Source organism: Acetanaerobacterium sp. MSJ-12, assembly GCF_018917875.1.
Classification (GTDB): domain Bacteria; phylum Bacillota; class Clostridia; order Oscillospirales; family Ruminococcaceae; genus Bittarella; species Bittarella massiliensis.
Window position 1 is genome coordinate 119016 of record NZ_JAHLPK010000002.1, and the last position, 26556, is coordinate 145571.

Consider the following 26556-nt stretch of genomic DNA (forward strand, 5'->3'; position numbering starts at 1 on the left):
CCATTCCTTTACAGTGAACTGGTATTTATACTATACTGATTCCATAGCCGAACGGCCGCCTCCCCTTTCCCGCCGTGGGGGAGGGGGGCGGGCCGCCCGGCCCCGGGGTGGGGGCGGACATCGGTTTTTGCAGACTATCGCGCCCCCTTTGCGCCTTCAAAAGGGGTGGGATACCCTGTAAAAGCGCGGTCCCGCCGGCCATCAATTTTGTGTGCGCAGGAGGAATGCGTGATGTTTGAGGAATTCAGAGTGTTTGAGACCCAGTTCGCGGGGAAGAAGCTGTCGGTGGAGACCGGGAAGATGTGCTGCCTGGCCAACGGCTCCTGCCTGGTGCGCTACGGCGAGACCACCGTGCTCTGCAACGCCACCATGTCCCAAAAACCCAGGGAGGGGATCGACTTCTTCCCCCTCTCGGTGGACTTTGAGGAAAAGCTCTACTCGGTGGGGCGGATCCCCGGCTCCTTTTTGAAGCGGGAGTCCCGCCCCTCCGAAAAGGCGGTGCTGGCCTGCCGGATGGTGGACCGCCCCATCCGCCCCCTCTTCCCCAAGGACATGCGCAACGACGTGGCGGTGGTGATGACGGTGATGTCGGTGGACCCCGCCTGCGCGCCCGAAATCGCCGGCCTCATCGGCACCTCCATCGCCCTGGCCATCTCCGACATCCCCTGGAAGGGGCCCATCGGCGGGGTGCAGGTGGGGCTTGTGGACGGCAAGGTGGTGCTCAACCCCAGCGAGGAGGAGGGCCACCGCTCCGACCTACACCTGACCCTGGCCGGCTCCAAGGAAAAGATCGTCATGATCGAGTGCGCCGCCAACGAGGTGGACAACGACACCATGCTCGACTGCATCAAGGCCGGGCACGAGGAGATCCGCTCCATCATCGACTTCATCGAGAACATCCGCCTGGAGATCGGCAGGGAAAAGATCCCCTACACCTCGAAAGACGTGCCCTTTGAACTGCTGGACGCGGTGCGCGACTACGCCCTGGAGAAGATGCAGCACTGCATGGACACCGACGACAAGCGGGTGCGCGACGAGCGGCTGGCCCCCCTCTACGAGGAGGTGCACGACCACTTTGACGACCGCTGCCCCGACGACCCCGGCCTGATCGACGACTGCCTCTACAAGCTGCAAAAGCAGGTGGTCCGCCGCTGGCTGCTGGACGAGGGCAAGCGGGTCGACGGCCGCGGCATCGACGAGATCCGCCCCCTGGCGGCCGAGGTGGGGGTCCTCCCCCGGGTGCACGGCAGCGCCCTCTTCACCCGCGGGCAGACCCAGGTGCTGACGGTTGCCACCCTGGGCCCGGTCAGCGAGTCGCAGCGGCTCGACGGCATCGACCACGAGACCGGCAAGCGCTACATGCACCACTACAACTTCCCCTCCTACTCGGTGGGGGAGACCCGGCCCAGCCGCGGCCCCGGCCGCCGGGAGATCGGCCACGGCGCCCTGGCCGAAAAGGCCCTGGTGCCCGTCCTCCCCAGCGAGGAGGAGTTCCCCTACGCCATCCGCCTGGTGAGCGAGGTGCTCTCCTCCAACGGCTCCACCTCCCAGGGCTCCATCTGCGCCTCCACCCTGGCGCTGATGGACGCGGGCGTCCCCATCAAAGAGCCGGTGGCGGGCATCTCCTGCGGCCTGGTGACCGAGGGGGAGCGCTGGATGACCATGGTGGACATCCAGGGGGTCGAGGACTTCTTCGGCGACATGGACTTCAAAGTCGGCGGCACCAAAAACGGCATCACCGCCATCCAGGTGGACATCAAAAACGACGGCCTGACCTATGACATCATTGCCGAGGCCTTTGAAAAGACCTACAAGGCCCGGATGCACATCTTAAACGACATCATGCTCAAGGCCCTGCCCGCTCCCCGGCCCGAGGTGTCCCAGTACGCGCCCAAGATGCGGGGGATGCAGATCCACCCCGACAAGATCCGCGAGGTCATCGGCTCGGGCGGCAAGGTCATTCAAAAAATCTGCGCCGAGTGCGGCGTCAAGGTGGACGTGGAGGACGACGGCCGCGTCTTTGTCTCCGGCATCGACCTGGCCGGGGTGGAGCGCGCCATCACCATCATCAAGACCATCGTGCAGGACCCCGAGGTGGGCGCCCTCTACAAGGGGGTCGTCACCCGGCTGATGAACTTCGGCGCCTTTGTGGAGATCGCCCCCGGCAAAGAGGGGCTGGTCCACATCTCCAAGCTGGACAAAGAGCGGGTGGAGAAGGTGGAGGACGTGGTCAACGTGGGCGACGTGGTGGTGGTCAAGGTCACCGAAATCGACCGCCAGGGCCGCATCAACCTCTCCCGCAAGGACGCGCTGGAGGAGATGGAGCGGGCCAAAAAGAAGAGAGAAGAGCAGCAGGAGCAGGGGGAGTAAAGCCCCCCCTCTTCCCCGCCGCCAAAAAAAAGAGGGCCCACACAGCCGTGTGGGCCCTCTTTTGTCACCTGTTCTATACGGTTTGTAATATACAATAAAACAATTACAAGTTTTCCTCCCCCGGCAGGGGCTGCAAGGGGGATTTGCCGTCGGGGAGGGGGCATATCTGGTAGAGGCGGTCGCTCAACTGCACACAGGTGCGGTAGGCGGACCAGTAGCGCCCGCACAGCCGCTTCCAGCGCTTTGTCAGGAGGAAACCGGCGAGGGTGGCGGCCGCGCAGAGGCAGGTGCACCCCAAAAAGACGTACCGCCCCCAGCCGGGGAAGCGCAAAAACAGGAAAAAGCCTGCGCCGAGGCAGAGCAGGAGGGCGTATACAACAGGCGTCCAACGCCAAAAGTGGGGGCGCCGCTCCAGCCGGTCGCGGGCCTGTTCGGCCGCCAGCAGCCGGGGGTAGACCTCCTCCCACCGGCGGCAGATGGCGTCCAGTTCCTCCCGCTGCGCCTGGGAGAGCTGCGAGACGTCCGGCCACTGCGACATGGGGCGCATCCCCTTTCGGGCAGAAGGGGCGGCTAGTCCCGCGCCTTCATGATGGATTTGAGCAGTTCCTTGAACAGCCGCCGCTCGTGCGGGGTGAGGCGATCGACCAGGGGGCGGAGGTCCTCCCCCCCGTCGGGCAGGCAGAGGTCCCCCTGCAAAAGGTACTGGGGGGAGACCGTGAGGTTGTTGCAGATTTTCAGCAGCAGGTCCAGCTCCAGCCCCCGCTTGCCGCTGAGGATCTTTTGCATGTAGGCGGCGGAGACGTCGCACGCCTCGGCCAGCGCCTCCACTGTCACCCCTTTGGCCAGCCGCGCCTCGTTGAGCAGCTTGCCGAACTGTGTCCGGTCCACCCGGTCCCACCCCCTCTCTGCCCGTCTGGTATAAGACTGCATGGGCCCCTGACCGCGCGCCGCGCCGCCAGGGCCCTTTTTTAGTATAGGAAATATTTTCCCCGCGGAGAATCGACAGACCGGCCTTTTTGCGGACAGAAAGGCCGCGGCGGTACTTTTTTTGAAATCTGCTGAGACAATCCCCACAGTCAACTCAACAGCATACAGGATTTGAGAAGACAATATACCAACAATTGAGGGTATTGCCATATTTTTTTGCCGGGTGTCCACCTCGCGAGTTATTGGGGAGAAAGCATACCGCCGTGGGTGATGGAAAGGGAGCAGGGAGGGAGATGCGCCCTCTCCCCGCCAGCACAGTCCGTCTCATCCCCTCTTTTTTCACGGCATGGGGCGAGATAGAGAGAACCTGTTTCACCCCTTTTTTCCAGCGTGCGATGGATATAACAAGATTCCGACAGTACACGGGAGCAAGGGTACCTCCCTCTGACAGAAAACGCCCTTTGGCACGCCCATTTTTCCTCCCCTCACTCCTCTCCCCATAAGAAAGCGGGTATTAAAAGGGTGGGTTTGCTTCTTCCGGCGGTATTGTCCGCACCATCCACGCCTTCCGCGGTATGGGAAGCGAGTGGGACAGGGAGGACCTCCTCCGGCTGAACATGCTCTCAGAAGCGCCCCCTTGCTGCCATCCTGTCCCCTCCGCGCGGAGGGAGAACAGGTACGCCCCATTCCTTCCGACAGTACACGGGAGCAAGAGTACCTTCCTCTGACAGAAAATGCCCCGGGAGCGCTCTTGCCGCCTTCCTTGCCAGCACTTTCCTGCATGGCGGAGGATAGACACCCCCTACACTCCCCCCGAACAGTACACGGGGCAAAGGCCACCTCCTCCCGGCCATCCTGATTTCCTCCCACCTTCGTCCCCTCTGTGCGCGGAGGGAAAGCAGGTAGCGCCTTGTCCCTACCACCACGGGCGCAAAGGCGCCCCTCCCCGCCGCCCAAGGGGCCACAGAGCCCACGGAGGGGGAAAATCAGAAGAAAAAATTCCCACAAAATTTCGCGCGGCAGCGGCCATTTTGCGGCAAATCGGCAAAAGCTGGGGGTGGGATGAAAAATTTGGGGAGAGGGGATTGACAGATGGAGTTAGCGGCGGTAAACTATGAACTGTTCAAAGAAGTTAGTTAATGCTAACCAAATGCATTGGCCCTCGGTCCCAGGTGGGCCGCCAAAGAGGAGGGGAGGGGACGTGATGCCCTTGACAATGGCAAAGGCGGGGGAGACGGTCACCATCCGCAAGATCACCGGCCGCGACGAGGTCCGCCAGCACCTGGCGGAGCTGGGCTTTGTGGTGGACACGTCGGTGACGGTGGTCAGCGAGTTGGCCGGCAACCTGATCTTGCAGGTGAAAGACAGCCGCATCGCCCTGGACAAGACCATGGCCATGCGGGTGATGATTTGAGAGGAGAGAGAGCCCGATGAAAACGCTGAGAGACGCCAAGGTGGGGGACACGGTCACGGTGGTCAAGCTCCACGGCGAGGGGGCGGTCAAGCGCCGCATCATGGACATGGGGATCACCAAGGGGGTGGACATCCACATCCGCAAGGTGGCCCCCCTGGGGGACCCGCTGGAACTCAATGTCCGCGGGTACGAGCTGTCCCTGCGCAAGGCGGACGCGCAGATGATCGAAATCAGCTAGGGCGGCGGGCGCCGCCTGTTTTTCGGCCAAGCGGTTAGCTTGTGCTAATTAAGAGAGGGGGAGTACAAGAAATGGAGATAAAAATCGCCCTGGCGGGCAATCCCAACTGCGGTAAAACCACCCTGTTCAACGCCCTGACCGGCTCCAACCAGTACGTCGGCAACTGGCCCGGCGTCACGGTGGAAAAGAAGGAGGGCCGCCTCAAAGGGCATGGGGACGCGGTCATTCAGGACCTGCCGGGCATCTACTCGCTGTCGCCCTACACCCTGGAAGAGGTGGTGGCCCGCAGCTACCTGGTGGGGGAGAAGCCCGACGCCATCCTCAACATCGTCGACGGCACCAACATCGAGCGCAACCTCTACCTGACCACCCAGCTCATCGAGCTGGGGCTGCCGGTGGTGGTGGCGGTCAACATGATCGACCTGGTGCGCAAAAACGGCGACCGCATCGACCTTGCCAAGCTGGGCGACGCCCTGGGCTGCCAGGTGCTGGAGATGAGCGCCCTCAAGGGGGAGGGCGGCATGGCCGCCGCCGAGGCCGCCCTGGCCCTGGCCAAGGGCCACCGGGCGGGGGAACGGCCCCACGTCTTTACCGGCAGCGTCGAGCACGCCATCGCCCACATCGAGGAGTCCATCGCCGGGAAGGTGGACGACCGCTTCCTGCGCTGGTACGCCATCAAGGTGTTCGAGCGCGACGAGCGGGTGATGGAGGAGCTGCGGCTGTCCGCCTCCCTGAAGGCGCACCTGGAACAGCACATCGCCGACTGCGAGCAGGAGCTGGACGACGATGCCGAGAGCATCATCACCAACCAGCGCTACGCCTACATCAGCGGGGTGATCGAGCGCTCGGTGAAAAAGAAGCGGGCCAAACACAGCCTCTCGATTTCCGACAAGATCGACCGCGTCGTCACCAACCGGGTGCTGGCCCTGCCCATCTTTGCGGCCGTGATGTTTTTGGTCTACTACATCTCCATCTCCACGGTGGGGGACGTCGTCACCGAGTGGACCAACGAGACCCTGTTTGGCAGCCTCATCTGCGGCAACCTGAGCGCCTGGATGGAGGGCATCGGCTGTGCGCCCTGGCTGGTGGGCCTGGTGGTCGACGGCATCGTCGGCGGCGTGGGCGCGGTCATCGGCTTTGTGCCCCAGATGCTCATCCTCTTCCTCATGCTCTCGGTGTTGGAGGATATCGGCTACATGGCCCGGGTCGCCTTTATCATGGACCGCATCTTCCGCCGCTTCGGCCTCTCCGGCAAGAGCTTCATCCCCATGCTCATCGCCTCGGGCTGCGGGGTGCCCGGCGTCATGGCCAGCCGCACCATTGAAAACGAGCGCGACCGCCGCATGACCATCATGACCACCTGCTTCATCCCCTGCGGGGCCAAAATGCCCATCATCGGCCTGTTTGCCGGGGCCCTCTTCGGCGGCTCCGGGCTGGTGGCCACCTCGGCCTACTTCATCGGGGTGGCGGCGGTGATTTTTTCAGGCATCGTCCTCAAAAAGACCAAGATGTTCTCCGGCGACCCGGCCCCCTTCGTCATGGAGCTGCCGGCCTACCACGTCCCCGCGGTGGGGAACGTGCTGCGGGCCACCTGGGAGCGGGGCTGGTCCTTCATCAAGCGGGCCGGCACCGTCATCCTGGCCTCCTCGGTGGTGCTGTGGTTCTTGCAGTCCTTTGGCTTTGTGGATGGGGTCTTCGGGATGGTGGAGGACAACAACACCTCCCTGCTGGCCTCCATCGGCAGCGCCATCTCCTTCCTCTTTGCGCCCCTGGGCTTTGGCAGTTGGAAACCGGCCGTGGCCACCTTCACCGGCCTCATCGCCAAGGAGAACGTGGTGGGCACCTTCGGCGTCCTCTACGGCTTTGCCGAGGTGGCTGAGGACGGCGCCGAGATCTGGGGCAACATCGCCACCGACTTCACCCAGCTCTCCGCTTACAGCTTCATGATCTTCAACCTCCTCTGCGCCCCCTGCTTTGCGGCCATGGGCGCCATCAAGCGGGAGATGAACAGCGCCAAGTGGACCTTTGCCGCCATCGGCTACATGTGCGGCTTGGCCTACCTCGCCTCGCTGGTGGTCTACCAGTTGGGCCTGCTCTTCACCGGCTACGGCTTTGGCGTCGGCACCGTCGCCGCTGTCCTGGCCCTGCTGGCCGCCGTCTACCTGCTGGTGCGCAAAAACCGGTATGGCGACAACACCCTGGCGGTGCGTTCGGTCACCGCCGCCTCGAAGAAAAAGGAGATGATTTCTTGAACGGACCCACCATCGTCGGCGCGCTGATTATTTTGGCGATCGTCGCCGCCATCGTCGGGCGGGGCATCTGGAACAGGAGACACCACCGGGGCGGCTGCAGCTGCGGCTGCGGCGACTGCCCCAGCCGGGGCCTCTGCCACCCCGACAAATAGACAAATAGGGGGGCGCGGGCGGCAAAACCGCCGGCGCCCCTCTTTTTTAAAAGGAATATTTTCCCGGAAAACGCCGCCGCAATGAGGCCCCGGGAAAGGGAGTGGGGACAGACGAGATGATGATCGACAAGCGGCCGATCGGCGCTGTGCCGGACAGCAGGGGCCAAGTGGCCCGAAACGTGCTCTACCGGTGGGGCGGGCTGTTGTCGGGCGCGGCAGCGCCCCTTGCCTTTGCCCGGCTGCTGGGCGGGCTGCTGCAGGGGGGCCACCGGCGCCGACCTGGCCGCCGCCTGCGGGGTGGGGCTTTTGGCTATGGCAGTGCGCTGGTTCTGCACCGCCATGGCCGGGCGGGAGAGCTTTCTCGCCTCCCGCTCGGTGAAAAAGGCGCTGCGCCGCCGCATCTGCGACAGGCTGCTGCGGCTGGGGCCCTCCTGCGCGCAGCGGGTCTCCCCCTCGGAGGTGGTGCAGCAGTTAAAGGCCTATTTTGGCGCTTGCCTGCCCCAGTTTTTTTACAGCCTGCTGGCGCCTTTGCCCCCCTTTGTCCTGCTCTTCCCCATCAGCTAAAAGGCGGCGGTGGCCCTCCTCCTCTGTATGCCGCTGATCCCGGCGGCCATCGCCGCGGTGCAGACCGGTGCTACGGGGGGTGTTGCTGGACATCCGCCTGGGCGCGCTCACTGCCGTTGTTGGGGGGAGCGGCTCACTCTTGCCGCCCTGCTCACCGGGCGCTGCCGGGACTGTGGGGGCGAGGCGCGCATCGGCGGGGTGGAACGGGGCCGGCTCTCCACCGGAGAACTGGCCCGCACCGTCACCTATGGGGGCTTTGCGGGCCACCTGTTTTCGGGAACGGCGGCTGAAAACCTGCACATGGGCTGCCCCGAAGCTGACGACGCGGTCCTCTGGCGGGCGCTGGAACGCACCCGGACGACCGACTTCCCGCGGGGGGAACAGGGGCTGGGAACCCATCTGGGGCCCCAGGGGGCCAACCTCTCGGGAGGGCGGCGGCAGCGGCTGGCCCTGGCGCGGGCCCTGCTGCACGGCACCCCTATCTACATCTTTGACGAGGTCACCTCCAACAGCGACGTGGGGAGCGAGAACGACATCATAGCCAAAATCCACGCCCTGGCGGGGGAAAAGGCGGTCCTCCTCGTCTCCCACCGGCCAGCCAATGTGGCCGCCGCCGACTGCATCTGCGTGCCGGGGCCCGGCCGGGGGCCCCCTCCCTTTTGGCCCGAATGCCAGGTCTGGGAAAGGGTGGCGTAGGGGGAAGGTGGGGGACGGTCAAAGCTCTGTAAGGCCGGGTAAAAAGTGGGTCAAAAGCCTTGAGAGGGCCGCCGGAGCGGCGCTATAATGCAACCGTCACAGGAAATGTTTTGAAGAAGAGAGAGGAGAAAAAGACTGTGAGAGTTGCAAAGAGAGCCGCCGTTTTGGGGCTGGCCGCCGCCCTGGCCCTTTCCTCGGCCGCGCCGGCGTTTGCCAGTTTTGCCGGCGACACCCAGGGGGGCAGCGCCTACCAGAGCTGGAAAAGCGCCAACTGGACGGCTGAAAACGCCGCCGACTCCGGCCGGCTGGCCATCGCCCCCGGCAAGAGCGAGACCGACCTGAACTTCGCCTGGTACGCCCAGCAGAAGGGGGTGCCCGCGGTGAAGATCGCCACCAGCAGGGAGGGGTTGGCCGCCGCCACCCCCATCCGGGGGACGGCCACCGCCATCGACCGCCAGAATGTGGCCGGGGTGCGCTATCTGGCCTCCAACAAGGTGGAGGCCGAGGGGGTCATTGCCCCCAACACCCTCTACTACTACAGCTATACCGATGATGTGGAGGCCGTCGCCCCGGTGTGGAGCGAGCCCGCCACCTACCAGTCCCACGGCTTCGACAGCTTTGAGGTGCTCTATGTGGGCGACCCCCAGGTGGGGGCCTCGGGCAGCGCCGGGCAGGGGACAGCCGACGACGCCAACATTGCAGTGGACACCTACAACTGGGACAAGACCCTTCGGTACGCCCGCGCAAACGAGGGCAAAAATGCCAGCTTTATGCTGGTGGCCGGCGACCAGATCGACTACTCCAGCGCCGACACCGCCGAGAAGCGGGCCATCCGCGAGAGCGAGTACGCCGGCTACCTCTACCCCGAGGCCCTCAAGGGGCTGCCCATGGCCACCACCATCGGCAACCACGAGAGCTATGGGGACGACTACTCCCTGCACTACAACACTCCCAACGCAGAAGACGGTCTGGGGGCCACCGCCTCGGGCAGCGACTACTACTTTAGTTATGGGGATGTCCTCTTCATCGTCCTCAACAGCAACAACCGCAACACCGCCGAGCACCGGCAGTTGATGCAGAAGGCCGTCGAGAGCCACCCCGACGCCAAGTGGCGCATCGCCATGTTCCACCACGACATCTACGGCTCCGGCGAACCCCACGCCAGCGTGGACGGCGCCAACCTGCGCATCCTCTTCGCGCCGCTGATGGACCAGTTCAACATCGACGTCTGCCTCACCGGGCATGACCACTCCTACGCCCGCACCTACCAGATCCTCGACGGCAAGGTGGTGGACTACGACGAGAGCACCGGCTCCATCGCCGACCCCCAGGGCACCCTCTATATGTCCGCCGGCTCGGCCAGCGGCAGTAAGTTCTACAACCTGAACACCCCCAAGCAGTACTTTGTGGCCGAACGCAACAACGAGAACAAGCCCACCTTCTCGGTCATCAAGATGGGGGGCGATCGCTTCTCCATCAGCACCTACGACTACGAGGGGAACCAGTACGCCCAGCCCTTCACCATCGTCAAAAACGCCGATGAGGAGTCCCTCACCAACCTGATCTCCCAGGCCCGGGAAAAGGAGGCGGGCGACTACACCGAGGGCAGCTATGCGGCCCTGCAACAGGCCGCTGACGAGGCCGCCGCCCTGCTGGACACCCGGGAGGACCCCGGCGCCGAGGCGCTGGCCCAGGCGTATGACAAGAACATCCAGGGCGACAACAGGGCCGACCCCCTCAACTACTACGGCTACGCCCAGGGGATGTACCAGGCCGCTGCCGACGGGGCCCTGAACATCAAGGCCACCACCCTAAAAGCCGGCTTCTCCACCCTGCTGGACAAGACCCTGCACCGCCAGCAGAACACCACCGTCTCGGCGGCTGATCTCTCCGCCCGCTATGTTGCCCTGACCCAGGCGCTGGACGGCCTGGCCCTGCGCGCCGATGCCGACGCCCTGCAGGCGGAGATCGCCCGGGCCGAGGCGGCGCTGGAAGCCGCCGAAGAGGGCGAGCATGCCGGGCAGTATCCCGCCGGCTCCAAAGCGGCGTTGCAGGCAGCTGTCGAGGCGGCCCGGGCGGTGTTCGGCGACCAGTTGGCCAGCAGCGGGGAACTGACCGCCGCCACAGAGGCCCTGCGGGCCGCGGTGCAGGCCTTTGCCGACGGGCAGCGCACCGAGGACGCCACCCCGCCCAGCCCCGACCAGGGCGGCGAGCAGACCCCCGATGCCGATCCCCCCGAGGCGGGCCAGCCCAACACCGGTGACCCCTCCGGTGTGGCCCTTCTCCCCCTGGCGGGTCTCGGCGTCCTGGCCCTGGCGGGCGCTGGCACCTGTTTGGCCAAGCGCCGCCGGACCCGGTGACCCCCCTTTCCCCGCACAAGATGCAGAGGCGCTCCGGCGCCTCTGCATCTTGCCTCGCCCCAAATTTTTTTGATGGAGGGATCTTTCATGTGCGACGCCAACCGCGCCCGCCTGCGCCGCAGGCTGCCCGACCTGGCCATGCTGGCCTTTTTGCTGCTCTTTGCCCTCGCCCTCATCCTCCTCAACCGCTCGGTGCAAAAGGCCCCTCTGCTGCCGGAGGACGGCAGCACCTTTGAAAAGGGGACGGTGATCGCCCTGTTGGAGGACGATCTGGCCGACGGCGGCGGACAGGTCGTCCAGGTACTGCTGCGCAGCGGCACCCACCGGGGGGAGACGGTCACGGCCGACAACTCGGCCAGCTATCTCTACGGGGCCGCCTGCCGGGTAGGCACCCGGGTGGTGGTGCAGCTGGGCGAGTACGGCGGCGCCCTCACCGCCAGCGTTTACAACTACGACCGGGGCGGGGTGCTCTGGGCCCTGGTCGGCCTCTTTTTGGCGGTGCTCTGTGCCATTGGGGGAAAGCGGGGCCTCAAGTCGGCAGTGGGGCTCATCTTTACCTTTCTCTGCGTCCTCTTTCTCTACCTGCCCCTGCTCTACTTGGGGGTCTCGCCCTTCTGGGCGGCGGTGGCGGTGGTGGCGCTCACCACCCTGGTCACCCTCTACCTCATCGGCGGCCCCACTCGCAAAAGCCTCTGCGCCATCCTTGGCACGGTGGCTGGGGTGGTGGCCGCCGGGGGGATTGCCGCCCTCTTTGGGGCCCTGGGCAGGATTTCCGGCTACAACGTCAGCGACATCGAGACCATGATCGTCATCGGCCAAAACAGCCGCCTGCAGATTGGCGGGGTCCTCTTCTCCGGCATCCTCATCGCCTCGCTCGGGGCGGTGATGGACGTGGCCATGTCCATCTCCTCCACCGCCAGCGAGCTCATCGCCCAGACCCCCTCCCTCACCCGGCGGCAGCTCTTTCGCAGTGGCATCAACGTGGGGCGGGACATGATGGGCACCATGTCCAACACCCTGATCCTGGCTTTCACCGGCGGCTCGGTCAACACCCTGCTGGTGATCTACGCCTACGACATGCCCTACCTGCAGGTGATCAACATGTACGCCATCGGCATCGAGATCCTGCAGGGGCTTGCGGGCACCCTGGGGGTGATTCTGACAGTTCCGGTGGTCTCGGCCCTCTCGGCCTGCGCCTTCGGCCGGCGGGAGGCCGCTCCCGCTGCGCAAATCCCTAAAATACGTATAAACAAATAGATGTAATACTAACTGTAATAAAAATGGGATGGCAATCACCGCCTTTCCTCCCCCCGTTCCCCCGGATTGCACTGGCAGAAACTTCCCCGCCCCCCTGCGGGTGACGAAATCGTCACCCGCAGGGGGGCGGGGTTTGCTATAATAAAGGCAAGTTTAGCCGCGGGGGCCCTGTCGCCCCGCGGGGAAGGGGGGAGCGCGGAGATGCGCATTTTGCTGGTGGAGGACGACCGCACCATCGCCGCCGGTCTCTGCTATTCGCTGCAGGCCGAGGGCTACCAGGTGGAGCACTGCGCCACCTGCGCCGGGGCCTTGGAACAGGTGGAGGCGGGGGGCTGGGACCTGTTGCTGCTGGATCTGACCCTGCCCGACGGCAGCGGCTACGACATCTGCCGCTGGGCCAAGGCCCTGGGGGACACCCCGGTGGTCTTTCTCACCGCCTGCGACGAGGAGGTCAGCGCGGTGATGGGGCTGGACATGGGGGCGGACGACTACGTGACCAAGCCCTTTCGCCTGCGGGAGCTGCTCAGCCGCATCAAGTCGGTGCTGCGCCGCAGCGGCCGGGGCGGGGGGGAGACCTCTCTCACCTTCGGCGCCCTCACCATCTGCCCCCAGCGCGCCCAGGTGCGCTTTGCCGGGCGGGAACTGGCCCTCACCGCCCTGGAGTACCGGCTGCTGTTGACCTTTGCCGCCCACCCCGGACAGGTGCTCACCCGGGGCCAATTGTTGGAGGGGATCTGGGACGTGGCCGGCAACTTTGTCAACGACAACACCCTCACCGTCTACATCAAGCGGCTGCGGGAAAAGCTGGCCGCCGCCGGGGACGAGGGGCGGATCTCTACCGTCCGCGGCCTGGGCTACCGAATGGAGGGGGAGTGATGCTGCGCGGCCGGGAGGGGAAGCTCGCCGCCGTCCACTTTGCGGCCCTCTCCGCCGCGGGGACGGCCCTCTGCTTTGCCGTCGCCCCGGCGGCCGGGTGGATCTGCCTCTCCCTCTGCGCGCTGCTGGGGGCGATCTTCGCCGCCTTTACCCGGCGGCGCTACCGGGAGATCCGCCGCCTCTCCCAGTACCTGGCGTCGGTCTATTCGGGGGGCAAACCCCTGGACATCCGCGACAACCGGGAGGGGGAGCTGAGCATCCTCAAAAACGACCTCTACAAAATCACCTGCGTCCTCACCCGGCAGGCCGAGCAGCTCCACCGGGACAAGGACTACCTGGCCGAGGCCATGCAGAACATCTCCCACCAGCTCAAGACCCCCCTCACCAGCCTCTTCGTCATGACCGAACTGCTGCGCTCCCCCGACCTGCCGACGGACAGGCGGGAGGAGTTCTGGCAGAGCACCGGCCAGTCGCTGGAGCGGATCCAGTGGCTGGTGGGCACCCTGCTGAAATTTTCCCGGCTGGACGCCGAGGCCGTCGCCTTTGCCAGGGAGGAGCTCGCCCTGGCCGACCTCCTGGCCCGGGCGGCGGCCCCCCTGCGCCCGCTTTTAGAGGGGCGGCGGCTCTCCCTCTCCATCGACTGTCCCCCCGCCCTCACCTGGCGGGGGGATGGGGAGTGGACGGCCGAGGCCCTGGGCAACCTCCTCAAAAACTGCGCCGAGCACACCCCGCCCGGGGGCTCTGTCTGGGTGCGCTGTAGCGAGAACCCGCTGCACACCGAGATCGCCATCTGCGACAGCGGCGAGGGGATCGACCCCGGCGACCTGCCCCACCTCTTCGAGCGCTTTTACAAGGGCAAAAACGCCGCCTCCGACGGGGTGGGCATCGGCCTGGCCATGGCCAAGACCATCCTGCAGAGCCAGAACGCCGACGTGAGCGCCCGCAACCGCCCCGAGGGCGGGGCCGAGTTCTCGGTCAAGCTCTACAAGCAGATCGTCTAAAGGTGACCAAATGGTCACCGCCCGGGTCACCCCCGCGTCACCTGCCAAAAGTAGAGTGGGGCCAGGCGGGGGAGAGCGCCCCCGCCGATCACCGGGCCCCGGCCCGCATGGGAGGAATGGTTTGATGGAACTGTTGCGCGTGGAAAGCCTCTGCAAACACTACGGCGGCCGGGAGACCGGCACCGACGCCCTGAAGGGGGTCTCCTTCACCGTCGAAAAGGGGGAGTTCGTGGCCATTGTCGGCCCCTCCGGCTCGGGGAAGAGCACCCTCCTGCACATCCTCGGCGGGGTGGACCGCCCCACCTCCGGCCGGGTGCTGGTGGACGGGGCCGACGTCTACCAGATGGACGAAAACGCCCTGGCCATCTTCCGCCGCCGCCAAATCGGGCTGATCTACCAGTTTTACAACCTGATCCCCGTCCTCAATGTGGAGGAGAACATCACCCTCCCCCTGCTGCTGGACGGGCGGAAGGTCGACCCCTTCCGGCTGCAAAACCTGGTGGAAAAACTGGGCCTGGGCGAGCGGCTCGGCCACCTGCCCAGCCAGCTCTCGGGCGGGCAGCAGCAGCGCGTCAGCATCGGCCGGGCGCTGATCGCCAGCCCCGCCCTGGTGCTGGCCGACGAGCCCACCGGCAACCTGGACAGCAAAAACAGCGGCGAGATCATCGGCCTGCTGAAGGACTTTCACCGCACCCTGGACCAGACCCTGCTCATCATCACCCACGACGAGCGCATCGCCCTGCAGGCCGACCGCATCATCGCCATTGAAGACGGGCAGATTGCCCGGGACGAGGTGATCCGCCGATGAACATCATCCACCGCCTCACCCTCAAAAACATGGCCCAAAACCGGCGGCGCACCCTGGTTACTGTGCTGGGGGCCGCCGTGTCGGTGGCCATGCTCACCGCCGTCTCCCTCATCGCCGTCTCCTTTTTGGACATGATGCAGCGCACCGTGCTGGCCGACACCGGCGACTGGCACGTCCGCTTCGAGGGGGTCTCCGCGGAAGCCCCCGCCGCCGCGCGCGCCGACAGCCAGACCGGGTCGGTCACCACCCGGGGGCTGCTCTCCTACGCCAAACCGCCGGAGAGCCTGGACACCCAGCGCCCCTACCTGGCCCTCTGGGGCTACGACCCTGCCGACCAGTCGGCCGCCCGGGCCCCCCTCACCCTGGAGGAGGGGCGGCTGCCCGAGCGGGCGGGGGAACTAGTGGTCTCCCGCGCGTTTTTGGAGACCTCCGCCCTCGACTGGCAGGTGGGGCAGCAGGTGGTGCTGCCCACCGGCCGGCGGCTGGCCCCCGACGAACAGAGCGGCGAACTGTTGCCGGTCTCCCCCTCCTCCCCCGCGGTGGACGGGGAGCAGTGGCTGCCCGAGGAGAGCGAGCGCTACACCCTGGTGGGCATCGGCTCCTTCTCCACCGGCCTGGAGCCCAGTTGGAGCCGCAGCTACACCGGCATCACCTGTCTGCCCGGCGGGTACGGCGGCCAGCTGGAGGTGTCCGCGTCGATGGCCCACCTCGACCGGGGGGTCTACGACTGGGGCGACCGCCTCTGGGAACAGGTGGGCGGCGCCCGCACCTACAACAGTGAGCTGCTCTTTTACATGGGCATCACCGACGACAACACCCTTTACAGCACCCTCTTCGGGGCCCTGGCCATCGTCTGCGGGGTCATCCTCGTCGGCTCGGTCAGCCTCATCTACAACGCCTTCGCCATCTCCCTGGCCGAGCGGGGGCGTACCTTCGGGATGCTCTCCAGCGTGGGGGCCACCCGCCGCCAGAAGCGGGGCAGCGTCTTTTTTGAGGCGGCCCTCATCGGGGCGGCGGCCATCCCCCTGGGTCTCTTCGCCGGCTGGCTGGGCATCAAGATCACCTTCGCCTGCATCGGCTCCATCGTCCAGGAGATGTTTCGCGCCGCCCAGCCCCTGCGGGTGGTCATCGCCCCGGCCGCCGTCGGGGCGGCGGTGCTCCTCTCGGCGGCGGTGCTCTTCCTCTCGGCCTGGGTGCCGGCCCAGCGGGCCTCCCGCATCTCCCCCATCGAGGCCATCCGCGGCAGCCGGCAGGTGCGCATCTCCCCCCGGCAGGTGCGCACCTCCCCCATCAGCCGCAAGCTGCTGGGGTTTGAAGGGGAGCTGGGGCTGAAAAACAGCAAGCGCAGCCGCAGCCGCTACCTGGCGACCCTCCTCTCCCTCTTTGTCAGCGTGGTGCTCTTTCTCACCGCCTCCACCTTTACCTATTACATGGGGCGCTCCTTCTCCATGACGGTGGAGGACGTGCAGTTTGACTACACCGTCAACTTCCCCTACACCGGCGACAGCCAGCGCGACCGGCTGGCCGCCGGCATCCAGGCCCTCCCCGGCATCGAGGAGAGCGCCTGCACCCAAAGCCTGTACGGCCAACTGACCCTGCGCCCCGAACAGCTCACCGCCGAGGCCCGGTCGGCCATCTGGCAGCGGGGAGACGGGCTCTACCCCATGGGGATCCAGGTCTACGCCCTGGACGAGGCGTCCCTGAAGAGCTACTGCCGGCGCGCGGGGCTCGAGGCCGCTCCCCTGCTGTCAGGCAGCGGCAAGGGCATCCTCCTCTCGCCCCAGCTCTACCGGGTCGGACACGAGTTCCGGGAGCTGCGCCACCTGGCCGCCCCCCTGGGCAGCGAACTGACCTTTGCCGCCGGCGAGGTGGAGGGCCCCCAGCTGCGCCTGCAGATCGCCGGGGTCTCCTCCGAAGCCCCCATGCCGGTGGCCGGGGCCATGGGCAACAGCTCCACCCTGGCGGTGCTGGTCTCCCAGGACACCTTTGCCGGCTGGCTGGACCAGCTGGGGACCGACTCCCGCACCGCCACCGTGATGGTGCGTGCCGCCGACCTCGACCTCTTTTACAGCCGCCTGCTCCAGTACCAGAAGGAGACCCGCAGCGAGTGGAGCGTCACCGACTTCACCCGCTACCGGGAGCAAAACAGCCAGCTCCTGCTGCTGGTGGAGGTCTTTGTCTACGGCTTTGTGGCCCTGGTGGCGGTGGTCTGCGGGGCCAACATCTGGAACACCGTCTCCACCGGGGTGGCCCTGCGCCGGCGGGAGTTCGCCATGCTCCACTCGGTGGGCATCTCCCCCCGGGGCTTCCGGCGGATGATGCGCTGGGAGAGCCTCTCCTACGGGGTGAAGGCCCTGGCCCTGGGCCTGCCGGTGAGCGCCCTGCTGGCCCTGGGCATCTACAGGGTGCTGGAGCGAAACTTCGCCTTTGCCTTCTCCCTCCCCTGGGGGGCCTATCTGGCGGCGGTGCTGGGGGTGTTCCTGCTGGTGGGGCTGCCCATGGCCCTGTCGCTGCGCAAACTCCGCCGCGAGAACGTGATGGACGCCCTGAAAAACGAGAACCTCTAAGGGCGACCGGCATTTGCGCCCACCCCCTGCCGGTGGTATGATGGGGCTGTGACCGGGCGGACCCCGGAAGAGAGGGAGGTTTTTTGTATGGACGTGTTGGAAGCCATCTACACCCGCCGCAGCATCCGCAAGTACACCGGCCAGCCGGTGGGGGACGAGGCGGTCAAGGCCCTGCTCAAGGCGGGGATGATCGCCCCCACCGCGGTGGACAACCGCGACTGGGAATTCGTCGTCACCAGGGAGCGGGCGGTGCTCGAGCGCCTGTCCGACTGCCTGGGCCACTCGGGGCTGATGCTGAGAGAGGCCCCCCTGGCCATCGCCCTCTGCGGCGACTGGGACCGGGCCTACCGCTGGGGCAGGGACTACTGGGTCGAGGACTGCGCCGCCGCGGCCGAGAACATCCTCCTGGCCGCCCACGGCATGGGGCTGGGCGCGGTCTGGCTGGGCACCTATCCCCAGACCGACAAGATGCGCCGGGTCGCCGAGACCCTGGAGCTGCCGGCGCATATCATCCCCTTCTGCGTCCTCTCCATCGGCTGGCCGGGGGAGACAAAGCCCGCCGCTGCGGACGAGCGGTACGACGAGGCGAAGATCCACATCGACCGCTGGTGACCTGCCGGCGGGAGGGCCGCTCCGGGCAATTGGCCCGGGGCGGCTTTTTGTATGTCAAAAACAGAGAATTTTTTTTGGTATTTTTAGAAATGCCTTCCGGCGGGAGGGTCGGCGTGGTATACTGGTGGAAATTGGGGGGGCGCCGCGGGTGTCCCCCTCCCCGCCGCGGGCGGGGCGAAGGGGGGCGCGCAGGGTGAAACAGGAGATCGGCCACAGGCGAAAAAACCTGCTTCTGCCCACCTGCGCCATTGCCCTGGCCCTGGTGCTGTCGGTGCTCTCCTTTGCCTACTACCAGCGGGAGCTGCGGGCCACCCTCCTGCAAAAGACCGAGGAGGAGATGGCCCGCTACACCCACCAGAGCGGGGCGATGGTCTCCGGCCTGGTGGAGGACTACTTTGCCCAGCTGGACGCGGTGGCCCTCTTCTGCGCCGGGAACGCCGACCGGGACAACGACAACATCGTCGAGCTGCTGCGCCGGCAAAACAGCCGGGATGAAAATTGCAGGCTGGGCCTCTCGGACTTGAGCGGCACCCTCTACACCGGCACCGGGGTGCCGGTGGACATCTCCGGGCGGGACTTTTTTCAGCGGGCCGCCGCCGGGGAGCGGGTGTTGAGCCAGGTGCACGGCAGCTGCCTGGACGGCCGCTCCTGCGTGGTGCTGGCCATCCCCATCTACGAGGGGGAGCAGGTGGCCGGGGTGGCCTATGCCGAGTACGCGGTGACCCACTTTACCGAACTGTTGGGCAGCGCCCAATTTGCCGGGCTGGGGGCCACCATGGTGATCCAGCCCGACGGGGCCATGATTTCGGGCTACGCCGGGACCGAGCGGTACGAGACCTTTTACGACGCCATCAGCCAGATGGACTTTCGGGGGGCGGACACCCTCGCCAGCCTGCGCGAGCGCGTCGGGGCGGGGGAGTCGGGGCTCTTCACTTACTACAGGGGCGGCAAGGCCCGCTACCTCTACTTTGAGCCCGCCGGGGTGGGGGACTGGACGGTCCTCTCCCTGGTCCTGGCCGAGTCGGTGGAGCGGCAGTTTTCCAGCATCAACGGCCGCTCGGTGGCCCTGATGGGGATCAACCTGCTGCTCTACAGCGTGGTCCTCCTCTGCATCTGGCTGATCTGGCGCAAAAATCAGGCAGTGCTGCGGGCCAACCGCTGCGACGGGCTCACCGGCATCTACAACCGCGGGGGGGTGCGCGCCGCTGTGGAGCCCATGTTGGCGCGGGTGCCGGAAGGGGGACGGGTGCACGCCTGCCTCTTCATCGACGTGGACGACTTCAAGGGGGTCAACGACCGGCTGGGCCACCAGGTGGGGGACCGGGTGCTCGTCCAGCTGGCGTCCCTGCTGCAGCGCACCTTCCGCCAGAGCGACGTGGTGGGCCGCTACGGCGGCGACGAGTTCCTGGTCTGGATGCGGGACGCCCCCTCGCCCCAGCTGGTGGAGCACCGGGCCCAGCAGCTCTGCGAATCGGTGGCCGCCTGCGAAGACTTCCCCACCTCCATCAGCGTGGGGGTGGCCCTCTGGCCGCAGGACGGCAGCGACTACGACGAGCTGCTGCACGCCGCCGACCAGGCCCTCTACACCGCCAAAGGGGCGGGGAAAAACCGGGTCGCTTTTTCCCAAAACCTTGGCGAATCGGGGTAAAATAGTCTTGTTTTTTGAGAGAAAGCGCCGTATAATGAGACCATGTACATAGGACACGGCGGGCCGCTGTGTAAAACGCTTGCTCTGCCCCCGGGCGGAGCGCCGAGAAAAGAGGTCATTTAAATGAACAAATTGGCAACTCGTGCCAAAGCGCAGCTGCAAAAAAAGACCGGCAAAAAGGGCTTTACCCTGGTCGAGGTCATCGTGGTGCTGGTCATCCTGGCGATCCTGGCCGCCCTGCTGATCCCCTCCATGGTCAAGTGGATCGACAAGGCCCACGAGAAAGAGGCCATTGTCGAGGCGCGGACGATTGTCATGGCCGCCCAGACCATCGCGTCTGAAGCCTATGAAAAAAATCCCACTGCCACCGCCCTGACCGGTGCGCAGGAGAGCGAAGTGCTGGCCCTGGCCGACATCGGCGGCTCCTTCCCGGCGGGTTCCTCCATCACCATCGACGCGGGCAAGGTCACCGGTCTGACCTATGTGACCAAGAACGGCGCCTATCAGGTGGTTTACAGCGCGACGGGAGATACCTATACCGTCACCAAGTTGTAACAGTGATTTCTGCGGTCAAAAAACAGCGCATTTACTAGAAAGCGAGGGCACCCTTGCGGGACTTTCCCGCAGGGGTGTTCTAAGATAGGGGCAAAAATGCCCGAGAGGGGAGGGTCCGCCAGTGCCAGCTTCGTACTACGTCGCCTGCACCGTGCTGGCCCTCCTCCTCTTTGCCTTCGGCAGCGTCATCGGCAGCTTTTTAAACGTGGTCATCTACCGGGTGCCCCAGGGCATCTCGGTGGCCAAAGGGCGCTCCTTCTGCCCCAGCTGCGGCAAGACCCTCCACCCGCTGGACATGGTGCCGGTCTTCAGCTGGCTGGCCCTGCGGGGGCGCTGCCGGTCCTGCGGGGCCCCCATCTCCCCCCGCTACCCCCTTGTCGAGTGCGCCGGCGGAGTGTTGGCCCTTCTCTGTGTGGGGGCGCTGGGCCCCACCCCTCTGGCGGCGGTGGCCTTTGGCACCCTCTGCGCGCTGCTGTGCGTTGCCTGCATCGACGCCACCACCATGGAGATCCCCAACGGGCTGGTGCTGGCCCTGGCGGCCTTTGCGCTGCTGGCGGTCCCCGCCGCGCCGGGGGTGGGGCTTCTCTCCCGCCTCTTCGGCGCGGCCGAGATCAGCCTGCCCCTGTTCCTCTGCACCCGTCTGGTGCCCGAGAGCTTTGGCGGGGGCGATGTAAAGCTGATGGCGGCCGCTGGTTTCCTGCTGGGGTGGCGCGCCACCCTGGTGGCCGCCTTTTTGGCCCTGGTGGGCGGCGGGCTCTACGGGGTCTGGCTGCTGGCCACCCGCCGCGCCGGGCGGAAGAGCCACTTTGCCTTCGGCCCCTTCCTGGCCGGGGGGATCGGGGTGGCCCTCCTCTGGGGCGAGGGGCTCATCTCCGGCTATCTCTCCCTCTTTGGCCTGGCCTAGGGGGCTCATCAAATCGGAAAGGGGGCGGGGCAGGTGCCCGTCTACCAGTACCGCGCCGCCGACAAGGGCGGCAAGATCACCGAGGGGGAGATGAACGCCCCGGCCGAGGCCCAGCTGTCCGAGCGGCTGCGGGGCGACGGGCTCTTCCTCCTCTCCTGCAAGGAGAGGGAGGAGAAAACCGTCTCCTACCGGCTGCGGCCGCTGGAACTCTCCGAGTTCTGCCGCGACCTGGGCACCATGCTCGGCTCGGGCGTGCCGCTGCTGCGCTCGGTCTCCATCCTCATCCAGCGCGACCCCAAGGTGCGCATCAAGCGGGTCTACCAGCAGCTCTACCGCTCCCTCCAGCGGGGGCTCCCCCTGTCGGAGGCCATGGAGGAGCAGACCGGCGCCTTCCCCGAGCTGCTGATCCAGATGTACCGCGCGGGGGAGGCCAGCGGCCGGCTGGACCTGACCTCCCAAAAGATGGCCCTCCACTACCAAAAGGAGCACCGCCTCAACAGCAAGGTGCGGGGGGCGATGGTCTACCCCATCATCCTCCTGTGCCTGACGGTGGTCATCACCCTGGGCATCTTCCTCTTCGTCCTCCCCAACTTCTTCACCCTCTTCGAGGGGATGGAGCTGCCCTGGCCCACCCAGGTGGTGATGGCCATCAGCGGCGGGCTGGAGCGGTACTGGGTGTTCTGGCTCGTCGGCGCGCTGCTGGCGGTGCTGGCCCTGGGGTTTGTGCTGCGCCTGCCCAAGGTGCGGCTGGCGGTGGACCGCTGCAAATTGCGCCTCCCCCTGGTGGGCAAACTGCTGCGCACCATCTACACCGCCCGCTTTGCCCGCACCCTCAGCTCCCTCTACGCCAGCGGGCTGCCCATCATCACCGCCCTGCAAAACGCCCGCGGCACCACCGGCAACCGCTACATCGGCGACCAGTTCGACGGGGTGGTGCGGCAGGTGCGCAGCGGCGGCGCCCTGTCCGACGCCATCGCCCAGGTGGACGGCTTTGACCCCAAACTGGCCGCCACCATCCGGGTGGGGGAGGAGACCGGCAAACTCGACGAGATGCTCGAGTCCACCGCCGAGTCCTTCGACTACGAGGCGGAGAGCGCCACCGCCAAGCTCACCGCCATCCTCGAGCCGGTGCTCATCATCCTCATGGCGCTGGTCATCGGCTTCATCATGATCTCGGTGATGCTGCCCATCTACTCCCTCTACGACCAGATCGGCGCCGGCGCCGGCAGCTACGGCGGCTGATCAATCCCCGCTTTTTAAAGGAGAAAAAACACCATGGAATGTTCGGTATATATCGGCAACGAGGCCATCCACGCGGTGATGGGCCGGGCCGGGCGCAAGGGGGTGCAGATCGAGCGGGTCTGCTCGGAACCCCTGGCCCCGGGGGCGGTCATCGGCGGCGTGTTCATCGACGAGGCGGCCGTCAAGGCGGCCCTCTGCAGCCTCTGGGGCCGCAGCCACCTCCCCCAGCGAGGGGTGCGGCTGGTGGTTGGGGGGCGCTCGGTCTTCCTCAAGCGCTCGGTGGTCCCCACCCTCTCCCGCGGCAAACTGCAGCGGGTGTTGGTGGACGAGTTCCCCGAGGTGGAGGACCCCGCCGAGCTGCTCTACGACTACGCGGTCCTCACCCCCCACCTCCCCGAAGGGGGCGGCGCGGTCCTCTGCACCGCCGCGCCCCGGGCCTTCATCCAGTCCTACCGGCAGCTGTTTGCGTCGGCGGGCGTCGGCCTGCGCTCGGCGGAGCTGAACATCGGCGGCCTCATCAAGGTGGCGCGGCTCTCGGCCGCCCTGCAGCGGGAGAGCTGCGTGGTGGTGGTGCTCGACGACCTGGGCGTCGACCTGACCCTGCTGGCCGCCGGCGACTACCGGTTTTGCAACCGCTCCCGCCTGTTGGAGGGGCGGGGCACCCTCCAGTCCGCCGCCGAGATCGGGCGGCTGCTCTCCTCCATGGTGCAGTTCAACGCCTCCGAAAAGGGGGAGCCGGTCGAGCACGTCTACCTGGCCGGCCTCAAGGAGGGGGAGGAGGGGCTCTGTGCGGCCCTGGGCGAGAGCTTGGGCATCGCCGCCGACCCCTTCCCCGACTGCCCTGAAATCGCCGTCCTGCCCCGCCGCAGGGGGTGCCAATTCACCCTTGCCGAGCACCTGTACGCCGTGGGGGGACTGATTCGGACAGGGGGGATCTGGGGATGAAGGCGCTTCGCAAAAAGGACATCGACTATCTGGCCCGGCTGAAGGACGGGCGGCGCAGCGCCCGCCCCATCCTCCGCATCGCCCTGTTGGCGCTCCCCTTTGTGCTGGTGTTGGGGGCCTTCGCCGCCGCCTTTTTCTACTACACCGGCGCCACCTCCCGCCTGAAAAGGGAGGACGCACCCCTGCAGGCCTACCTGCAAAACCCGCAAAACCTCCAGCGCCAGAGCAGGGCGGTGGAACTCTCCGACCAACTGGCGGGCTACACCGCCCGGCGGGACGCCCTCAAGAGTGACCTGGACGCCCTGGCCGGCTACCCCCGGCTCTACAAGGAGCTCTACCGGCAGGTCATCGGCCTCACTGGCAATGCCGTGCAGGTGGAGAGCACCTCCTTCTCCGACGAGACCGGGCTGCTGAGCCTGGAACTGTCCTCCTCCGGGGTGAAGGACGCGCCGACCTACATCCAAAAGCTGCGGGAGTCCGGCCTCTTTCAGGACATCGCCTACCGGGGGTACGGCGTGGACGAACAGGACGGCCGCTACCACTTCACCGCCGACTGCCTGCTGGCAGCCTCGGCCCAATAGCCGCAAGGAGGGAACGCCATGACCAAACTGACCCGGCGGGAGCGAACGCTGCTCTACGCCATGTTTCTCATCCTCTTTGCGGCGGGGGCCTTTCTCCTGGCGCGACCCCTGGCCGCGTCGCGGGATGCGGCCCAGGAACAGCTCGCCCAGGACAGGGAGGCCGCCCAGCTGATGGAGCGGCAGATCGCCCTGGCCCAGACCTATGAGAGCCAGATCAGCGCCTGCAAAGAGGAGATCACCGCCCTCTCCGGCAGCCTTCCGGCCCCCATGGTCTCCAACCGGGCCGACCAGATGGTGACCAACCTGGCCCTCCGCCACCGGCTGACCCCGGTAAAGGAGACCATCTCCGACCCGGTGAACACCCCCATCCCGGCCTACCTCTCCCAGCCCGCCGAGCAGGGGAGCGCCTCCCAGGGGGAGGAGGAGGCCGTCGGCGCCCTGACCACCACCGAGATCGAGCTGCAGGCCTACGGCACCCTGTCCAACCTGCAAAACCTCCTGGAGGAGATCAAGGACCTGCCCGAACTGCGGGTCACCCAGTACAAGACCACCGTGGAGCGGAGCAAGGACGAGGCGGGCAACACCTCCAGCCGCACCCTGTTCACCATCCACTTTGCCATCTACCAGTACCAGGAGGGCGAGTAGCCCCCAAACCGCCGCAGAAGGGAGGGATTTGCCGTGCGCGCCAAACCAAGAGAGCAGGGCTCCGCCATGCTCTGGTCGGTGCTGGTGCTGGCCATCATCGCCATCTTCGCCACCGGGGTGCTCACCCTGGCCCTCTCCTTCTCCCAGCGCAGCATCCAAAACGACAGCCGGCAACAGGCCTACCTCACCGCCCGCTCGGCGGTGGACGCCCTCTCCTCCCAACTGCACGCGCTGGAGGTGGGGCAGTCCTCGGAACTGGTCCCCACCACCCCTGAGGGCATCCGGGTGGAGATCCCCCAGACCGAGGGGATGGGCAGCTGCACCGCCGTCATCGCCCGGCCAGAGGAGGGGGTCATCACCATCACCGCCACCGCCCGCTACGGCGGCCAGGAGCAGACAGTGGTGGGCCGCCTCACCCGGGAGGGGGGCGGCGACGGCGACCTGCCGGTCACCGACCTCTCCGGCTTTGTGGGCTTTGTGGGCGGCCGGTGGGTCGTCAGCGGCCAGCTGGAACTGGAGGGCGACGTGGGGGACGAGGACGCCTCGACCATGTACGTGCTCGAGAGCATCGTTTCCGGCAGCCAGAAGGGCCACGTCCACGCCGACGTCCCCCCCGTCCTGACCCCCGGGTACAGCTGGCCCAAAGAGGTGGGCTATGACGGCCAGAACCGGGAGCCGGTCAATCAGGAGATCACCGCCACTCTCCCCCCAATCACCTTCCCCGACGAGGGGGTGCAGACCCTCCCCGCCGGGGCCTGGAGCGCCACCCTCGGGGGCGGCCAGCAGTGGTACCAATTCGAGGGGAGCACCTCCCCCTCGGCGCTGACGATCACCGGGGACCGGGACATCTACATCCGGGTCCGCCAGGGGCAGAAGCTCTATCTGAGCAAGATCGCCTGGGACGAGGACGCCGCCGACGTGCAGATCTTCGTCCTGCTGGAGGAGGGGGAGTCCGGGCCGGGCGGCGTCTTTCAGACCGAATACGGCTTTGAAAACCCCGACAACGCCCCCCTCTACATCTGCGGCGGGGCGGACACCAAGGTCAGTCTGGGCGGGGCGACCGAGTTGACCGGCAGTATCTACTGTGCGGGCGAGGTGGCGACCGGCTCCAAGACCGAGCTGGAATACCGCCCGCCGGTCGCCGGCAGCGGGGGGGAGAGTTCCGGCGGCGGGACAGGGGAGAGCAGCATCTTCACCGGGATGGTGGCCAACCACTGGTGGCTGGGCAGCTACACCTACACCTTCGGCACCCCGGAGACCCCCTGCGACATGGTGGTGCTGCAGGACTTTCGGGAGGTCGGCTCCCAAAACCGGGTGGTGACCTACCGCGCCCCCATCGTCAAAGCGGGGGCCACCGGCGCGGGGGGCAACGCCGTCCGCTGGAGCGTGGAGCCCCAGTGGAGCGAGAGCCCCGCCGTCCCCCGCCCCCGCCTGCCCAGCGGCCCCGCCAACGGGGAGACGGCCCCCCTGCGGCTGGAAACCGGCGGCACAGTGGAGATCGGCGGCGAGGGGGAGCACTGGTACCGCTGTGAGGGCGGCTGGCAACAAAATGCCACTGTCCGGGTGGTGGGGAGTGGCGACTGCTACCTCGTCGTCCCCACTGGGCAGAAGCTGCAGTGCAACTTTGTCCGCCCGGCCACCGAGGGGGACGTCCGGGTCTTCATCGTCCTTGAGGACGGCGCCTCCCCCTGGAACCAGACCACCTTTGAGACCGCCTACGGCACCGAGTGGAGCCAGCCGGACAACCTCAACCTCTACGTGTTGGGCGGGGCGGAGACCAACTTCACCCTCTGGGGGGAGTTTGCCGGCGCGGCCTATGTGGACCACCTGCAGTGCAACCGGGCGGACATCCACTTCCACTCCCGCCCCACTGAGGTGGGAAAACCCGTCGCCCCGAGCAATGGCCGCTGGAAGCTGGTCCGCTACGAGGCGGCCTAGTGAA

General features: G+C 66.6%; 24 protein-coding genes. 22 read left to right on the top strand and 2 right to left on the bottom strand.

Annotation, left to right across the window (positions count from 1 at the left end):
- Nucleotides 1–231 precede the first annotated feature (231 nt).
- Nucleotides 232–2370, top strand: a complete 2139-nt coding sequence (locus KQI11_RS02600) for a polyribonucleotide nucleotidyltransferase (protein WP_216400976.1) — start codon at nt 232–234, stop codon at nt 2368–2370.
- A gap of 103 nt (nt 2371–2473) precedes the next feature.
- On the opposite strand, the gene KQI11_RS02605 is transcribed toward KQI11_RS02600, so the two are convergent.
- Both KQI11_RS02605 and KQI11_RS02610 read right to left on the bottom strand, forming a co-directional pair.
- Nucleotides 2474–2908: a hypothetical protein gene (locus KQI11_RS02605; RefSeq protein WP_216400977.1), complete on the bottom strand. Its 435-nt coding sequence runs from the start codon at nt 2906–2908 to the stop codon at nt 2474–2476.
- A 32-nt stretch (nt 2909–2940) separates the two neighbouring features.
- The gene (locus KQI11_RS02610; RefSeq protein ID WP_216400978.1) at nt 2941–3258 is read right to left on the bottom strand and encodes a helix-turn-helix domain-containing protein; all 318 of its coding nucleotides are present in this window, start codon (nt 3256–3258) and stop codon (nt 2941–2943) included.
- 1240 nt (nt 3259–4498) lie between these two features.
- On the opposite strand from KQI11_RS02610, the gene KQI11_RS02615 reads away from it, so the two are divergent.
- From KQI11_RS02615 to KQI11_RS02715, 21 genes are all read left to right on the top strand, one after another.
- The gene (locus KQI11_RS02615; protein WP_059004452.1) at nt 4499–4711 is read left to right on the top strand and encodes a FeoA family protein; all 213 of its coding nucleotides are present in this window, start codon (nt 4499–4501) and stop codon (nt 4709–4711) included.
- 16 nt (nt 4712–4727) lie between these two features.
- On the top strand, nt 4728–4949 hold the full coding sequence (locus KQI11_RS02620; RefSeq protein WP_021658762.1) for a FeoA family protein: 222 nt from the start codon (nt 4728–4730) through the stop codon (nt 4947–4949).
- 71 nt (nt 4950–5020) lie between these two features.
- A complete protein-coding gene (gene feoB / locus KQI11_RS02625) occupies nt 5021–7201 on the top strand; it encodes a ferrous iron transport protein B (RefSeq protein ID WP_216400979.1) in 2181 nt (726 codons plus the stop codon).
- The gene (locus KQI11_RS02630; protein WP_216400980.1) at nt 7198–7353 is read left to right on the top strand and encodes a FeoB-associated Cys-rich membrane protein; all 156 of its coding nucleotides are present in this window, start codon (nt 7198–7200) and stop codon (nt 7351–7353) included. Before feoB ends, KQI11_RS02630 begins: the two co-directional genes overlap by 4 nt.
- Before the next feature lie 312 nt (nt 7354–7665).
- Nucleotides 7666–7917: a 6TM ABC transporter family protein gene (locus KQI11_RS02635; RefSeq protein WP_216400981.1), complete on the top strand. Its 252-nt coding sequence runs from the start codon at nt 7666–7668 to the stop codon at nt 7915–7917.
- A 27-nt stretch (nt 7918–7944) separates the two neighbouring features.
- Nucleotides 7945–8613: an ATP-binding cassette domain-containing protein gene (locus tag KQI11_RS02640; protein WP_216400982.1), complete on the top strand. Its 669-nt coding sequence runs from the start codon at nt 7945–7947 to the stop codon at nt 8611–8613.
- A 137-nt stretch (nt 8614–8750) separates the two neighbouring features.
- A complete protein-coding gene (locus tag KQI11_RS02645) occupies nt 8751–10973 on the top strand; it encodes a metallophosphoesterase family protein (protein WP_216400983.1) in 2223 nt (740 codons plus the stop codon).
- Nucleotides 10974–11060: 87 nt separating this feature from the next.
- Complete coding sequence (locus tag KQI11_RS02650; protein ID WP_216400984.1) at nt 11061–12230, top strand: YibE/F family protein; 1170 nt, start codon at nt 11061–11063, stop codon at nt 12228–12230.
- A 201-nt stretch (nt 12231–12431) separates the two neighbouring features.
- Nucleotides 12432–13106 (top strand): response regulator transcription factor, encoded by a 675-nt coding sequence (locus KQI11_RS02655; protein ID WP_216400985.1) that lies wholly within the window; start codon nt 12432–12434, stop codon nt 13104–13106.
- On the top strand, nt 13106–14107 hold the full coding sequence (locus KQI11_RS02660) for a sensor histidine kinase (protein ID WP_216400986.1): 1002 nt from the start codon (nt 13106–13108) through the stop codon (nt 14105–14107). The genes KQI11_RS02655 and KQI11_RS02660 overlap by 1 nt, the downstream gene beginning before the upstream one ends.
- 124 nt (nt 14108–14231) lie before the next feature.
- Nucleotides 14232–14915 carry an ABC transporter ATP-binding protein gene (locus KQI11_RS02665; protein WP_185915906.1) on the top strand — a complete coding sequence of 228 codons (684 nt, stop codon included), beginning with the start codon at nt 14232–14234 and terminating at the stop codon, nt 14913–14915.
- Nucleotides 14912–17482, top strand: coding sequence for an ABC transporter permease (locus KQI11_RS02670; RefSeq protein WP_216400987.1), 2571 nt, complete (start codon nt 14912–14914; stop codon nt 17480–17482). Before KQI11_RS02665 ends, KQI11_RS02670 begins: the two co-directional genes overlap by 4 nt.
- Nucleotides 17483–17569: 87 nt before the next feature.
- Nucleotides 17570–18094 carry a nitroreductase family protein gene (locus tag KQI11_RS02675; RefSeq protein WP_286172471.1) on the top strand — a complete coding sequence of 175 codons (525 nt, stop codon included), beginning with the start codon at nt 17570–17572 and terminating at the stop codon, nt 18092–18094.
- 193 nt (nt 18095–18287) lie between these two features.
- Nucleotides 18288–19742 (top strand): GGDEF domain-containing protein, encoded by a 1455-nt coding sequence (locus tag KQI11_RS13400; RefSeq protein WP_185915904.1) that lies wholly within the window; start codon nt 18288–18290, stop codon nt 19740–19742.
- A 123-nt stretch (nt 19743–19865) separates the two neighbouring features.
- On the top strand, nt 19866–20297 hold the full coding sequence (locus KQI11_RS02685) for a prepilin-type N-terminal cleavage/methylation domain-containing protein (protein WP_216400988.1): 432 nt from the start codon (nt 19866–19868) through the stop codon (nt 20295–20297).
- 121 nt (nt 20298–20418) lie between these two features.
- Nucleotides 20419–21201 (top strand): prepilin peptidase, encoded by a 783-nt coding sequence (locus KQI11_RS02690; RefSeq protein WP_216400989.1) that lies wholly within the window; start codon nt 20419–20421, stop codon nt 21199–21201.
- A gap of 33 nt (nt 21202–21234) precedes the next feature.
- A complete protein-coding gene (locus KQI11_RS02695) occupies nt 21235–22443 on the top strand; it encodes a type II secretion system F family protein (RefSeq protein WP_216400990.1) in 1209 nt (402 codons plus the stop codon).
- Nucleotides 22444–22476: 33 nt separating this feature from the next.
- On the top strand, nt 22477–23388 hold the full coding sequence (pilM, locus tag KQI11_RS02700; protein ID WP_216400991.1) for a type IV pilus biogenesis protein PilM: 912 nt from the start codon (nt 22477–22479) through the stop codon (nt 23386–23388).
- Nucleotides 23385–23969 (top strand): hypothetical protein, encoded by a 585-nt coding sequence (locus KQI11_RS02705; RefSeq protein ID WP_216400992.1) that lies wholly within the window; start codon nt 23385–23387, stop codon nt 23967–23969. The genes pilM and KQI11_RS02705 overlap by 4 nt, the downstream gene beginning before the upstream one ends.
- 18 nt (nt 23970–23987) lie before the next feature.
- A complete protein-coding gene (locus tag KQI11_RS02710; protein ID WP_216400993.1) occupies nt 23988–24614 on the top strand; it encodes a type II secretion system protein M in 627 nt (208 codons plus the stop codon).
- A 33-nt stretch (nt 24615–24647) separates the two neighbouring features.
- Nucleotides 24648–26552, top strand: a complete 1905-nt coding sequence (locus KQI11_RS02715; protein ID WP_216400994.1) for a type II secretion system protein — start codon at nt 24648–24650, stop codon at nt 26550–26552.
- Nucleotides 26553–26556 lie beyond the last annotated feature (4 nt).

Bases quoted from the DNA above. Each gene is read 5' to 3' on its own strand.
- KQI11_RS02650 (WP_216400984.1), top strand. From the start codon at position 11,061: ATGTGCGACGCCAACCGCGCCCGCCTGCGCCGCAGGCTGCCCGACCTG.
- KQI11_RS02605 (WP_216400977.1), bottom strand. From the start codon at position 2,908: ATGTCGCAGTGGCCGGACGTCTCGCAGCTCTCCCAGGCGCAGCGGGAG.
- KQI11_RS02660 (WP_216400986.1), top strand. From the start codon at position 13,106: ATGCTGCGCGGCCGGGAGGGGAAGCTCGCCGCCGTCCACTTTGCGGCC.
- KQI11_RS02675 (WP_286172471.1), top strand. From the start codon at position 17,570: ATGGACGTGTTGGAAGCCATCTACACCCGCCGCAGCATCCGCAAGTAC.
- KQI11_RS02640 (WP_216400982.1), top strand. From the start codon at position 7,945: ATGCCGCTGATCCCGGCGGCCATCGCCGCGGTGCAGACCGGTGCTACG.
- KQI11_RS02600 (WP_216400976.1), top strand. From the start codon at position 232: ATGTTTGAGGAATTCAGAGTGTTTGAGACCCAGTTCGCGGGGAAGAAG.
- KQI11_RS02685 (WP_216400988.1), top strand. From the start codon at position 19,866: ATGAACAAATTGGCAACTCGTGCCAAAGCGCAGCTGCAAAAAAAGACC.
- KQI11_RS02620 (WP_021658762.1), top strand. From the start codon at position 4,728: ATGAAAACGCTGAGAGACGCCAAGGTGGGGGACACGGTCACGGTGGTC.
- feoB (WP_216400979.1), top strand. From the start codon at position 5,021: ATGGAGATAAAAATCGCCCTGGCGGGCAATCCCAACTGCGGTAAAACC.
- KQI11_RS02635 (WP_216400981.1), top strand. From the start codon at position 7,666: ATGGCAGTGCGCTGGTTCTGCACCGCCATGGCCGGGCGGGAGAGCTTT.
- KQI11_RS02670 (WP_216400987.1), top strand. From the start codon at position 14,912: ATGAACATCATCCACCGCCTCACCCTCAAAAACATGGCCCAAAACCGG.
- KQI11_RS02665 (WP_185915906.1), top strand. From the start codon at position 14,232: ATGGAACTGTTGCGCGTGGAAAGCCTCTGCAAACACTACGGCGGCCGG.
- pilM (WP_216400991.1), top strand. From the start codon at position 22,477: ATGGAATGTTCGGTATATATCGGCAACGAGGCCATCCACGCGGTGATG.
- KQI11_RS02710 (WP_216400993.1), top strand. From the start codon at position 23,988: ATGACCAAACTGACCCGGCGGGAGCGAACGCTGCTCTACGCCATGTTT.
- KQI11_RS02655 (WP_216400985.1), top strand. From the start codon at position 12,432: ATGCGCATTTTGCTGGTGGAGGACGACCGCACCATCGCCGCCGGTCTC.
- KQI11_RS02705 (WP_216400992.1), top strand. From the start codon at position 23,385: ATGAAGGCGCTTCGCAAAAAGGACATCGACTATCTGGCCCGGCTGAAG.